Origin of the sequence: Photorhabdus heterorhabditis, from assembly GCF_001280945.1 — a bacterium.
GTDB lineage: Bacteria > Pseudomonadota > Gammaproteobacteria > Enterobacterales > Enterobacteriaceae > Photorhabdus > Photorhabdus heterorhabditis.
This window is the reverse complement of the sequence record NZ_LJCS01000008.1, coordinates 17090-30558: the sequence shown is the minus strand read 5'-3', so window position 1 is coordinate 30558 and position 13469 is coordinate 17090. Positions and strand designations below refer to the sequence as shown.

Genomic DNA, 13469 nt, shown 5'->3' with positions numbered 1-13469 from the left:
TTGGTTACCAACGGATAAAAGCGAATTCTGGCAATGGGATGAAGAATAAACGTACCCCTTTTCGTGATTATACGGCTGAATCAGCCCTATTTGCCCGCCGCGCATTGGTGGCGTTTATCATCATCCTAGTACTGGCTGGTATCCTGATTGCCAATCTTTACCATTTACAGATCACTCGCCACGAAGACTACCAAACCCGTTCAAACGAAAACCGTATCAAACTGGTTCCAATCGCTCCAAGCCGAGGTATTATTTATGACCGTAAAGGCACACCATTGGCGCTTAACCGAACAATCTACCAGTTGGAAGTCATACCTGAAAAGGTCGAGAACCTTCAGCAAACGCTGAGTGATTTACGGAATATTATCGATCTGACTGATGAAGATATTGCTAACTTTGAAAAAGAACGTAAGCGATCGCGCCGCTTTACCTCCATTCCACTGAAAACTTCACTGGATCATATCCAAGTAGCACGCTTTGCTGTTAACCAGTACCGTTTCCCCGGCCTCGAAATAAAAGGCTATCAACGCCGCTTCTACCCTTACGGTTCAGCACTGACTCATATCATTGGCTATGTCGCTAAAATTAATGATAAAGATGTAGAACGGCTGGACAAGGAAGGTATTTTACCCAATTACGCCGCCACCCATGATATCGGCAAACTAGGTATTGAACGCTATTATGAATCTGTTTTACATGGCAAAACCGGTTATGAAGAAGTCGAAGTCAATAATCGTGGCCGTGTGATACGTCAATTACATGAACAACCGCCACAAGCCGGGCAAGATATTTATCTGACTATCGATCTTGAGTTGCAGATCTATATTGAGAAACTACTCACAACCAGCCGCGCTGCCGTCGTTGTCAGTAATCCACATAATGGGGAAATTCTAGCACTGGTATCTAATCCAAGCTATGATCCAAATCTATTCGTAAACGGTATCTCCAACAAGAACTATCAGGAATTATTAAATAATCCTGACCGACCGCTTATTAATCGTGCAACTCAAGGGATCTATCCTCCTGCGTCAACGGTAAAACCTTTTATTACCGTTGCAGCACTAAGCACCGGCGTTATCAATAAAAATACCACCATTTTTGATCCGGGCTGGTGGCAATTACCGGGTTCAGAAAAACGCTACCGTGACTGGAAACGCTGGGGACATGGCAGTCTCAATGCATATAGATCCATCGTGGAATCTGCGGATACTTTCTTCTATCAGGTTGCCTATGATATGGGAATTGACCGCCTATCTGAATGGATGACTAAGTTTGGTTATGGTGAATACACGGGCATTGACCTGTCTGAAGAACGCACAGGTATCATGCCTACCCGTGAATGGAAACAAAGAAAATATAAAAAACCTTGGTATCAGGGAGACACTATTCCTGTTGGGATCGGCCAGGGATACTGGACAGCAACGCCAATTCAAATGGTAAAAGCGCTAACAACCTTAATTAATGACGGTAACGTAAAAACACCGCATCTGCTGCTGGGTAAAAAACTGAAAGGTGAGATGATCCCTTATCAACAAACAGAAAATATTCAAATAGGTGATATCCATTCAGGATACTGGGAACTGGCAAAAAGCGGTATGTATGGTGTTGCTAACCTGCCAAACGGTACTGGTCACAAGAGTTTTACTAGAACGCCGTATAAAGCAGCTGCCAAATCAGGAACAGCACAGGTCTATAGCTATGAAACTTACAATGCCAGTAAAATTGCTGAGCATTTACGGGATCACAAGCTAATGATTGCCTTCGCCCCTTATGAAAACCCGACGATAGCCCTTTCTATCATTTTAGAAAATGGTGGTGCAGGTCCGGCAGTAGGAACCCTTGTTCGCCAAATCCTCGACCATGTATTGTTAGGGGATAACAACACAACATTACCGGATGCGGCTCCAACACCACCCGGAACAGAAAATGGCTGAATAACACCATGACAGAAAACCCAAAAAAGGTTCCCCTCTGGACCAAACTACATATCGACTTACCGCTGTTGCTGTGCATTCTAGCACTGCTAGTATACAGCGCTTTTGTTATGTGGAGTGCCAGTGGTCAAGATATGGGGATGATGGAGCGCAGAATCAGCCAAATTGGTGCCGGACTGGTTGTCATGATAATTATGGCGCAAATCCCCCCAAGAGTTTATGAAGGCTGGGCACCTTATCTATATATCGTTTGTGTCGTTTTACTGATTTTTGTCGATGCGTTCGGACAGATCAGTAAAGGGGCGCAGCGCTGGCTCGATCTAGGGATCATCCGTTTCCAGCCTTCTGAGATTGCCAAGATCGCTGTACCACTGATGATTGCCCGTTTTATGAACCGCGATTTGTGTCCACCATCGCTAAAAAATACAACTATCGCTCTAATGCTGATTTTCCTGCCAACTTTACTCGTCGCCGCCCAACCAGACCTCGGTACTTCAATTCTGGTCGCATTTTCCGGCCTGTTTGTCCTATTCCTTGCTGGGATGAGCTGGCGGCTGATCGGTATTGCAGCCTTGTTATTAGCCTGTTTTATCCCGATCTTATGGTTCTTTCTGATGCATGGATATCAACGCGATCGGGTAATGATGTTACTTGATCCAGAAACTGATCCATTGGGTAAAGGTTACCATATCATTCAATCAAAAATCGCTATAGGCTCCGGTGGCCTATCAGGTAAAGGTTGGTTACTCGGCACTCAATCTCAGTTGGAATTTCTTCCAGAACGCCATACAGACTTCATATTCGCCGTACTCTCGGAAGAACTTGGTTTAATCGGCGTGTTACTGTTACTAACATTATATTTGTTATTAATTATGCGCGGGCTGGCTATCGCAACCAGGGCACAGAACACTTTTGGCCGAGTCATGGTTGGCAGCCTGATGTTAATCCTGTTTGTTTATATCTTCGTCAACATCGGCATGGTGAGCGGCATTCTACCTGTGGTAGGCGTTCCTTTACCATTTGTCAGTTATGGCGGCTCAGCCTTGATCGTCTTAATGGCTGGTTTCGGGATTATAATGTCGATTCATACACACCGAAAATTATTGTCTAAAAGTTTATAGAGAAGAGGTTTCAATGCGTCAACACTGGCTTATACTCGGCATGATTGCAGCTCTGTTATCCGGCTGTACTGCTCCTAACGAGCAAAAATCTTCCCCATTACCGGCGGTACCAACGCAGGATATTCTGGGTGCAGAACCTCGCTATGAGCCTTATCATCCTGGCGCCAATAATGATTATCAGATGAACGGGCATATTTATCATATTGTGCAAGACCCATCCCAATTTAGTGAAACAGGTTATGCCAGTTGGTATGGTGCAGAATACAGTGGCAAAATGACAGCAATTGGTGAACGTTTTAACCCTTATGCACTAACAGCCGCCCACCCAACACTACCAATCCCGAGTTATGTTCGCGTGACCAACTTAAGCAATGGCCGTATGATGATAGTCAGAGTCAATGACCGCGGTCCTTATAAACCAGGGAGAATTATCGATCTATCGAAGGCTTCTGCTGAACGCCTGAATCTAACCCAAAGTACCAACGTTAAGATTGATTTTATTCAGGTCGCTCAGGATGGCTCTGTATCTGGCCCCGGTACTGTTGGCAGCCAGATAGTTAAACAGAGTTATGCCCTGCCAGGCAGACCAACGCTGACAACAAACCAGCTAGGAACACCCACAATGGGAAATGTTCCAGATCAGACTGGCAGCCGCCCTCTGACTAATCAGCCTGAGGAACAAACGCAACCATTAGCTATACAACCAGAAGCTACTGAGCAACTACCCGCAATGAAGCTACAACCACCTAAACCGGTTGCCGACAGTGCTTCAACAGCAACAGTATCAACAAGCTCCTCTGCAAATGGTTTTATGGTCCAGGTTGGTGCCGTTAGCAGTGAGCAACGGGCAAAAGAGTGGCAACGAACGTTAGAACAGCGCTTTAATGTTCAAGGACGCGTAACTCAATATAGTAATGTTTATCGTGTACAATTGGGGCCATTTAGCAATCGCCAGCACGCTACCGATTTACAACAGAAACTGGCTGACCAGATACAGCAATCTTCTTTTATCGTCAGTCCTTAGCTTTCCTCTCGCTGATATCTGGGTTTTGCTTAGATATCAGCAAGCAAGGTAAAAAAACGTAAACCGGCGGCCTGTCAAAATTTGCCAATGTTAGTATTTTTCTTCATTTGCTATGATATGACCCGATATCAACCTTATTCTCACGGATGTTGTCCAACCGACCATGAAATACACAACCACTTCTCGTCTTATAAAAAGCGCCACCTTGAGTATTGCGCTGGCAATGAACGTTTCTGCCTTTGCCAATGGGAATGATATAAACCTGAAAACGATGATCCCGGGTGTGCCTCAGATCGATGCTGAAGCTTATATTCTTATCGACTACAACTCAGGCAAAGTTCTGGCTGAAATGAATGCAGACTCTCGCCGTGACCCTGCCAGCCTGACAAAAATGATGACCAGTTATGTTATTGGTCAGACAATCAAATCAGGCAAAATCGGGCCGAATGATATGGTCACGGTTGGTACTGATGCATGGGCAACAGGTAATCCGGTATTTAAAGGCTCTTCCCTGATGTTCCTCAAACCCGGAGATCAGGTTTCAGTTTCTATGCTATCCCGCGGTATAAACTTACAATCCGGTAATGATGCTTGTGTTGCAATGGCGGATTACGTTGCTGGCAGCCAAGAGTCGTTCGTTAATCTGATGAATGGCTATGTAAAATCGCTTGGCTTACAGAATACATATTTCAAAACTGTTCATGGCCTGGATGCAGAAGGCCAATACAGCTCTGCCCGTGATATGGCACTGATTGGTCAAGCACTAATCCGCGATGTTCCTGAAGAATATACTATCTATAAAGAGAAAGAATTTACCTACAACAATATCCGTCAGATAAACCGCAACGGTTTGTTATGGGATAAAAGTCTGAATGTAGATGGTATCAAAACCGGTCACACTAATGCAGCGGGTTATAACCTAGTTGCTTCTGCAACTGAAGGCGATATGCGTCTGATTTCTGCGGTACTCGGCGGTCACACTTATAAAGGCCGAGAGACAGAAAGTAAGAAACTGCTGACCTGGGGTTTCCGTTTCTTTGAAACCGTCTCGCCACTGAAATCTGACACAGAATTTGCCTCTGAACCTGTCTGGTTTGGGGACAATGATAGGGTTCAGCTAGGCGTTGATAAAGATGTTTATCTGACTATTCCCAGAGGCCGTTTGAAAGATCTGAAAGCTAGCTATGTCATGAATGATACTGAATTACATGCCCCGCTAGCGAAAAATCAGGTCGTCGGTACAATCAACTTTCAACTTGATGGCAAGACTGTCGAACAGCGTCCTTTAGTTGTTATGAATGAAGTGGAAGAAGGCAGTATTTTCAGCCGTTTTATCGACTATATCAAACTGCTGTTCCATCACTGGTTTGGTTAATAGTTAAAGCAGGGACCTACCGAAACGAGTCAAGCTACAGCCTGACCATAATAAGTACCCCCGTTGATGTAAACGGGGAAAATATCAAATTTTATAGAAAAGACTGACCAGACGTATTGCGGAAAGTAAAACAGGAGCGCCCATGAAAACAAAATTAAATGAACTGCTTGAGTTCCCTTGCTCATTTACCTACAAAGTAATGGGTTTAGCTGAGCCTGAGTTAGTCAATCAGGTCGTTGAAGTGGTTCAACGCCATGCGCCGGGCGATTACTCTCCACAAGTGAAGCCAAGCAGCAAAGGCAACTACCACTCAGTATCCATTACTATTAATGCTACTCACATTGAACAAATAGAAACTCTGTATGAAGAGTTAGGTAACCTTAAACTGGTACGAGTGGTGTTGTAACATGAACTAAAACAATCCCCTGTAATTTCTCAGGGGGATTGTTTATCTATCAGAAACAGCACCATTTCAAGTGTACTAAACTGGTGAGAATCTCTTCTGAGGGTTATACTGGCTAAATCTTATAGCTACCAAATGAAGTTTCAATTGCAACATAAAACGATTTTCTTACGCCAATTAGGAATACAACCCTACGAGCCGATTTCTGATGCAATGCACTTGTTTACTGAGCAGCGAGATATTAGTACACCCGATGAAATCTGGCTGGTACAGCACCCAAAAGTATTTACTCAGGGACAAGCAGGTAAAGCAGAGCATGTGTTATCTCTCGGTGATATTCCGATTATCCAATCCGATCGTGGTGGACAAGTCACCTATCATGGTCCTGGTCAACAGGTTATGTATGTCATGATTGACATCAAGCGCGCCAAAATTGGTGTACGGCAATTGGTTACAGCGATAGAAGATACTGTCGTTAAAACACTTGCTCACTTTGGTGTGGAATCCTATGCCCGACCAGATGCTCCTGGTGTTTATGTCAATGAAGCCAAAATTTGCTCCCTCGGATTACGAATACGCCAAGGCTGTTCTTTCCACGGTCTGGCACTCAATATTGCAATGGATTTAGAACCATTTCTACGAATTAATCCTTGTGGCTATGCTGGCATGAAAATGACTCAACTCAGTGAATTAGTCCCTGGAATTACTATTGAGCAAGTACAACCTATCTTGGTAGAAACCTTCTGCCAACAGTTAGGATTTAAACTGAATAGTTAAAGATGCTATAATTTTTTAATATTTTTCAAAATTTTTTAATGGATTTATCACACAGTGGGCTGAAGATAAATCTCAACCTGATGAATTTAACACTGGAACCAGCACGACTATGAGTAAACCAATTCAGATGGAACGCGGAATTAAGTACCGCGACGCAGACAAAATGGCGCTGATCCCTGTCAAAACAGTGATTACCGAACGCACAGAAATCTTGCGTAAACCTGAGTGGATGAAAATCAAACTTCCTGCGGATTCCAGCCGCATTCAGGGTATCAAATCTGCTATGCGCAAGAATGGCCTGCATTCCGTTTGTGAAGAAGCTTCCTGCCCTAACCTGGCTGAATGTTTCAATCACGGAACAGCGACTTTTATGATCCTTGGCGCAATTTGTACCCGTCGTTGCCCTTTCTGTGATGTTGCCCATGGCCGTCCAACAGCTCCTGATGCCAACGAACCGGTAAAACTGGCACAAACCATTAAAGATATGGCCCTGCGCTATGTGGTCATCACCTCTGTTGACCGTGATGATCTGCGTGATGGCGGTGCTCAACACTTTGCTGACTGTATTTCTGCTATCCGTGAAAAAAATCCATCCATTAAAATTGAAACTCTGGTTCCTGATTTCCGTGGGCGTATGGATCGTGCACTTGAAATACTGACAGCAACACCACCAGACGTTTTTAATCATAATCTGGAAAACGTACCACGGGTTTACCGTCAAGTACGCCCCGGCGCGAACTATGAGTGGTCACTAAAATTACTTGAAAAGTTCAAAGAAGCCCATCCTCATATCCCAACAAAATCGGGTCTGATGGTAGGTCTCGGTGAAACTAACGAAGAAATTCTTGATGTCATGCGTGATCTGCGCCGCCATGGAGTCACCATGCTAACTCTAGGCCAATATCTGCAACCCAGCCGCCACCATTTGCCGGTACAGCGCTACGTCAGCCCACAAGAATTTGATGAAATGAAAGAAGAAGCTCTGGCAATGGGATTCACCCATGCTGCTTGTGGGCCATTTGTCCGTTCTTCTTATCATGCTGATTTGCAAGCCAAGGGTGAAGAAGTTAAATAATCATAAGCCCAGTTATGCTTAATATTATTCTGGCCGTATTTATCGGCGGCGGCTTAGGCAGTGTATTACGTTGGTTTATAAGCCTCCGCCTTAATAATATTTCTACTAATATCGCAGTTGGCACCCTCACAGTTAATTGTATTGGTGCATTCATCATCGGACTGGGGTTGGCATATTTTAATAAATCCACATATCTTAATCCGGCCTGGAAATTAATGCTGACCACCGGTTTTTGTGGTGGTCTAACCACATTTTCTACTTTTTCTGTCGAAGTTGTTTATCTCTTACTAGATGGAAAACTGGGATGGGCTTTGGGAACTGTTTTGCTTAATCTTTTTGGATCATTGCTGATGACAATTTTAGCTTTCTCATTGATGAACGAGCTTTAAATTTCATCACACATCTAGCAAAAACTAAAAAAAACCCGTTGAAACAACGGGTTTTCGCAATACGGAGTTAAAATCAGATAGCGACAACGTTTACAGCAGATGGGCCTTTAGCGCCGTCAGTGATTTCAAACTCTACCTTTTGACCTTCTGCCAGAGTTTTAAATCCGTTACTCTGAATAGCAGAGAAATGTACGAATACGTCTTTGCTACCATCTTCTGGAGTGATAAACCCGAATCCTTTAGATTCATTAAACCACTTAACGTTACCTTTAATTTTTGACATCAAACATACCTTTAATGTGAAAATAAGACACAAAACCTGTGTCATATACAGTACAGCAAATAAATTGGTTCACTGTCTACAACCAAGATCACGAAAAGCATAATAAAATTCGATGGATGTTATCTTTATTTAGTTCTGCTGCTAAATAATGCACATATATAGATATTCTATAACCGTCCCTGGTCTTTTATCAGGCAATTTATCAAACAAACAAACTGTTATGCTCTTTCATGTTCCAACAACCAACTTTTAATATTTAAACCCCCGGTATATCCAACTAATTTACCATCATGTCCAATAACACGGTGGCAAGGTACAATTAATGAGATCGGATTACGAGAATTAGCCATTCCTACTGCGCGACAATAATTCGCTGAACCCAATGCTAATGATAATTGCTTATAACTCCACACTTCTCCAAATGGGATTTTACATAACTGCAACCATACACGCTGTTGGAATTCAGTTCCCTCTGGATTGAGTGGAACAGAAAACTCAGTACGTTTACCCGCAAAATATCCCCGTAGCTCTTTCACGCACTGTTTAGTGATATCATTTTTCACTTCAGGCGCTGTTTTTTCATCAACAAAATATAGACTGGTCACTCCTTTATCATCCGCAGTGATATGAACATACGGTTTAGGAAATCCTTTAGGTGTCTCAAAATACTGATGATACATAACCACCTCTCTTGAAAAAAATATCAATCATTATTGAGATTAGAGTAAATCGTCTTTTCAATAAATTGCAATGATGAATTCAGTTGCTCCCTTACCACTGACTAGAAAACTTAAGCTTTCCTAAAGAGGAGAAAAACCCTCTAACCACAAGGAATAACTAACACTGTAATTTTGACAATAGTCATTCAGCATAGAATTGACACCATATATAGTGTGGTTGAAATAAAATTTCACTATATATAGTATAAGTCTAATTAGTCCCTTTTAAGAAATTGTTACTAATGAACCAAACTTTGTCACTACATACCCACAAACTGGAAAAGGAGTGCTTAATGTGCATTACTATTTATAGCAAACCTGACTGCGTACAATGCAGTGCAACCTACCAAGCTCTAAGTCGAAGAAACATTCCTTATCAGATTGTTGACTTAACCAAAGACCCTCAGGCTTTAGCTATTATCCGCGCTATGGGCTACCAGCAAGTTCCAGTGGTCATTGCAGGCACACAGCACTGGTCAGGATTCCGCCCTGATAAAATCAATATGTTAACCGAGAATGTGTAGGTTTATTATGAACATAAATCCGCTGATCTACTTCTCTAGTTCATCAGGTAATAGCCATAGATTTGTCCAGAAACTGAAAATGCCAGCTCTTCGCATTCCAGTAGACAAATCAGTTATCCCACTAAACGTAACCTTTCCTTACATTTTGCTGATACCAAGTTATGGCGGCGGCGGTGCTAAAGGCGCTGTTCCACCACAAGTGATCCGATTTCTGAATATTGCCGAAAACCGAACTCTAATTCGGGGAGTTATAGCCGCCGGAAATACAAACTTTGGCGAAGCTTATGGCATTGCCGGACGGATAATTTCAGAAAAATGTCAGATACCACTTCTGTATCGTTTTGAGTTAATGGGCACCGAAGAAGATGTACAACGGGTACGCAAGGGTATTCAAAGATTTTGGCAACACTACTCACCAGAGAATATGCAATCATGACTTCCCAAATTAACAAACAGCAGGATTACCACGCTCTAAATGCTATGCTCAATTTATACGACAGTGAAGGAAAGATTCAGTTTGATAAAGATAAACTGGCTGTTTATCATTATTTCCGCCAGCATGTAAATCAAAATACGATCCATTTCCATGATCTAAAAGAGAAACTGGATTTCCTCCAGCAAGAGGGGTATTACGAAACAAAGGTATTGGAGCAGTACGATTTTGCTTTTATTAAAAAACTCTTTCGGCAAGCCTATAGCAAAAAATTCCGCTTTCAAACCTTTCTGGGCGCATTCAAATACTACACCAGCTATACCCTGAAAACCTTCGATAATAAACGCTACTTAGAACGTTATGAAGATCGGGTATGCATGGTAGCGCTGACTCTAGCCCAAGGCAGCCAGACCCTGGCTTGTCGTCTGGTCGATGAAATTATCAGTGGCCGTTTTCAACCCGCGACGCCAACTTTCCTTAATTGCGGAAAAAAACAGCGGGGAGAGTTGGTTTCTTGTTTCCTGCTTCGCATTGAGGACAACATGGAATCCATTGGGCGTTCAATCAATTCAGCATTACAACTTTCAAAACGTGGCGGCGGTGTTGCATGCTTACTCAGTAATCTACGAGAAGTGGGCGCACCAATAAAAATGATTGAAAATCAGTCATCAGGTGTTGTTCCTGTAATGAAAATGCTAGAAGATGCATTTTCGTATGCCAATCAACTTGGTGCACGCCAAGGTGCAGGTGCTGTCTATCTCAATGCTCATCACCCTGATATTCTTAGTTTCCTGGATACAAAACGGGAAAATGCTGACGAAAAGATCCGTATAAAAACACTCTCTCTTGGCGTTGTCATTCCTGATATTACTTTTGAATTGGCTAAAAACAGCGAAGATATGTATCTATTCTCACCTTATGATATTCAAAGAGTTTATGGTGTGCCAATGTCTGAAATTAGCATTACAGAAAAATATACTGAAATGGTGAATAACAAACACATTCGTAAATTAAAAATCAATGCTCGTGAATTTTTCCTAACATTAGCTGAGATCCAATTTGAATCCGGTTATCCCTATATTATGTATGAGGACACGGTGAATCGTGCTAGCCCAATTAAGGGCAGAATTAATATGAGTAATTTATGTTCCGAAATTTTGCAAGTTAACAGTGCCAGTGAATATGAAGATGATTTAAGTTACCGCCATATTGGCAAAGATATTAGTTGTAATTTGGGATCAATGAATATCGCTCATACAATGGATTCACCTGATTTTGCGCTTTCAATTGAAACCGCTATCCGCGCTTTAACCGCCGTATCAGATATGAGCAATATCCGTTCAGTACCTTCTATTGAAAAAGGAAATCTGGATTCCCATGCAATTGGTTTAGGCCAAATGAATCTGCACGGTTATCTGGCAAGGGAAAGAATTTATTATGGTTCTGAGGAGGGAATAGATTTCACAAATATCTATTTCTATATCGTTACTTATCATGCTCTGCGTACTTCAAATCAGATCTCAATTGAGCGTAATAGTTACTTTAAAGGTTTTAAAGACTCTCGTTACGCCAGTGGTGAATTTTTCAATAAATATACGGAAAGATCCTGGCAACCTCAGACCCAAAAAGTCTGTCAGTTATTTGAACAAGCAGGAATCGTGATTCCTAATCAACAAGACTGGCTTGAACTGAAAATTTCGGTTATGGCTCATGGTATTTACAATCAGAATATTCAGGCTATTCCTCCCACAGGTTCTATTTCATATATAAACAATTCAACATCAAGTATTCACCCGATTGTCTCCCGTATCGAAATCCGTAAAGATGGTAAAGTAGGACGGGTATATTACCCTGCCCCATTTATGACTAACGACAATCTTGAATATTACAAAGATGCCTACGAAATCGGACCAGAAAAAATTATTGATACTTACGCCGCAGCGACTCAACATGTCGATCAGGGATTATCACTGACACTTTTCTTCAAAGATGACGCCACGACCCGCGACATTAACAAAGCGCAAATTTATGCCTGGCGTAAAGGGATCAAAACGCTTTATTACATTCGTTTAAGACAAATTGCTCTGGAAGGTACAGAAGTACAAGGCTGTATTTCATGCTCATTGTAAAATTAATGCTGGAAATTTATTATGATTAACAATCCTATATGTGCAATTAACTGGAATCGGATTGAAGATGACAAAGATCTGGAAGTCTGGAATCGGCTAACAACCAACTTTTGGCTACCAGAAAAAATCCCGTTATCTAATGATATTCCCTCCTGGAACACATTGACATCAGAAGAGAAAAAACTCACTATCCGGGTTCTTACTGGCTTGACCTTGCTGGATACGATTCAAAACACTGTTGGCGCTCCAGCATTGATGGAGGATGCACAGACACCTCATGAAGAAGCAGTTATCTCCAATATTAGCTTTATGGAAGCTGTTCATGCACGATCTTACAGTTCTATCTTTTCAACACTATGCCTAACTGCCGATGTGGATGATGCTTATCACTGGAGTGAAAATAATCCAGCATTGCAGAATAAAGCTAAAATTATTTTAAATTATTATTGTGATGTTCATCCATTAAAGAAAAAGGTAGCCAGTGTTTTTCTGGAATCATTTTTGTTCTATTCTGGCTTTTATTTACCTATGTATTGGTCAAGCCGAGGAAAATTAACAAATACAGCCGATTTAATCCGACTTATTATTCGTGATGAAGCTGTTCACGGTTATTACATTGGGTATAAATTCCAAAAATCATTGAAAAAATATTGTAAATCAAAGAAAAAAGAAATTAAAGACTTCACCTTTTCATTATTATTTGATTTATACGAAAATGAAATAAAATATACGGAAGAGCTTTATAACATTGTCAATTTGACAGAAGATATAAAAAAATTCCTGCATTACAATGCTAATAAAGCACTAATGAATCTAGGATATGAGTCATTATTTCCATCAGAAATGACAGATGTTAGCCCAGCAATACTTTCTGCATTATCACCTGATGCAAATGAAAATCATGATTTCTTTTCTGGTTCCGGTTCATCATACGTTATCGGTAAAGCAGTTAATACAGAGGATGAAGATTGGGATTTCTGAAGAAAATAACTTTATTTTATATAGAATATTTCAAACGGCAAATAGCCATAATACGATAATATTTAAAGAGAACATCATCAAGCCTATTTTTTAAACTATGGAATGCCATAAAATCCTTATCTTTTCTATGGCATTTTTCAAATTTTCAGCTATTCCTACGAATATTTTTTCCAAAAATAGCCATCCACATCATTTCAAACAGAAAAAACATTAGTAAATCTAATGCTTATTAAATTAAATTTCATTCCGAACACACATAATAAACTCCATTAATTAATAATAAACTCTATTAACAATATGAT

At 41.3% G+C, this 13469-nt stretch carries 14 protein-coding genes; 12 read left to right on the top strand and 2 right to left on the bottom strand.

Going from position 1 to position 13469, the window contains the following annotated elements; genetic code table 11:
- Nucleotides 1-38: 38 nt before the first annotated feature.
- The 8 genes from mrdA to crcB all read left to right on the top strand — a co-directional run bounded on the left by mrdA (nt 39) and on the right by crcB (nt 8098).
- A complete protein-coding gene (mrdA, locus tag AM629_RS04945) occupies nt 39-1934 on the top strand; it encodes a peptidoglycan DD-transpeptidase MrdA (RefSeq protein WP_054476698.1) in 1896 nt (631 codons plus the stop codon).
- Between the two features lie 8 nt (nt 1935-1942).
- Entirely contained in the window at nt 1943-3055 is a 1113-nt protein-coding gene (gene mrdB / locus AM629_RS04940; protein ID WP_054476696.1) for a peptidoglycan glycosyltransferase MrdB, read from the top strand.
- Between the two features lie 13 nt (nt 3056-3068).
- Nucleotides 3069-4079, top strand: coding sequence for an endolytic peptidoglycan transglycosylase RlpA (rlpA, locus tag AM629_RS04935; protein WP_054476694.1), 1011 nt, complete (start codon nt 3069-3071; stop codon nt 4077-4079).
- Nucleotides 4080-4242: 163 nt separating this feature from the next.
- Nucleotides 4243-5454, top strand: coding sequence for a D-alanyl-D-alanine carboxypeptidase DacA (dacA, locus tag AM629_RS04930; RefSeq protein WP_054476692.1), 1212 nt, complete (start codon nt 4243-4245; stop codon nt 5452-5454).
- 142 nt (nt 5455-5596) lie between these two features.
- Entirely contained in the window at nt 5597-5860 is a 264-nt protein-coding gene (gene ybeD / locus AM629_RS04925; protein WP_054476689.1) for a DUF493 family protein YbeD, read from the top strand.
- A gap of 132 nt (nt 5861-5992) precedes the next feature.
- The gene (lipB, locus tag AM629_RS04920; protein ID WP_054476688.1) at nt 5993-6634 is read left to right on the top strand and encodes a lipoyl(octanoyl) transferase LipB; all 642 of its coding nucleotides are present in this window, start codon (nt 5993-5995) and stop codon (nt 6632-6634) included.
- Between the two features lie 109 nt (nt 6635-6743).
- Nucleotides 6744-7709 carry a lipoyl synthase gene (gene lipA, locus AM629_RS04915; protein WP_054476686.1) on the top strand — a complete coding sequence of 322 codons (966 nt, stop codon included), beginning with the start codon at nt 6744-6746 and terminating at the stop codon, nt 7707-7709.
- 14 nt (nt 7710-7723) lie between these two features.
- Nucleotides 7724-8098: a fluoride efflux transporter CrcB gene (crcB, locus tag AM629_RS04910; RefSeq protein WP_054476684.1), complete on the top strand. Its 375-nt coding sequence runs from the start codon at nt 7724-7726 to the stop codon at nt 8096-8098.
- 73 nt (nt 8099-8171) lie between these two features.
- Here the strand turns inward: crcB and cspE are convergent, their stop codons facing one another.
- Both cspE and AM629_RS04900 read right to left on the bottom strand, forming a co-directional pair.
- Nucleotides 8172-8381, bottom strand: a complete 210-nt coding sequence (cspE, locus tag AM629_RS04905) for a transcription antiterminator/RNA stability regulator CspE (protein ID WP_021323071.1) — start codon at nt 8379-8381, stop codon at nt 8172-8174.
- A gap of 218 nt (nt 8382-8599) precedes the next feature.
- Nucleotides 8600-9061, bottom strand: coding sequence for a methylated-DNA--[protein]-cysteine S-methyltransferase (locus tag AM629_RS04900; protein WP_054476682.1), 462 nt, complete (start codon nt 9059-9061; stop codon nt 8600-8602).
- Nucleotides 9062-9393: 332 nt separating this feature from the next.
- On the opposite strand from AM629_RS04900, the gene nrdH reads away from it, so the two are divergent.
- Genes nrdH through nrdF form a run of 4 tightly spaced genes read left to right on the top strand, consistent with a single transcriptional unit; the run spans nt 9394 to nt 13167 of the window.
- Nucleotides 9394-9624 carry a glutaredoxin-like protein NrdH gene (gene nrdH / locus AM629_RS04895; RefSeq protein ID WP_054476680.1) on the top strand — a complete coding sequence of 77 codons (231 nt, stop codon included), beginning with the start codon at nt 9394-9396 and terminating at the stop codon, nt 9622-9624.
- 13 nt (nt 9625-9637) lie between these two features.
- Complete coding sequence (gene nrdI / locus AM629_RS04890; protein ID WP_072161813.1) at nt 9638-10060, top strand: class Ib ribonucleoside-diphosphate reductase assembly flavoprotein NrdI; 423 nt, start codon at nt 9638-9640, stop codon at nt 10058-10060.
- Nucleotides 10057-12186, top strand: coding sequence for a class 1b ribonucleoside-diphosphate reductase subunit alpha (nrdE, locus tag AM629_RS04885; RefSeq protein ID WP_054476676.1), 2130 nt, complete (start codon nt 10057-10059; stop codon nt 12184-12186). Before nrdI ends, nrdE begins: the two co-directional genes overlap by 4 nt.
- Before the next feature lie 21 nt (nt 12187-12207).
- Nucleotides 12208-13167, top strand: coding sequence for a class 1b ribonucleoside-diphosphate reductase subunit beta (nrdF, locus tag AM629_RS04880; protein ID WP_054476674.1), 960 nt, complete (start codon nt 12208-12210; stop codon nt 13165-13167).
- Nucleotides 13168-13469 lie beyond the last annotated feature (302 nt).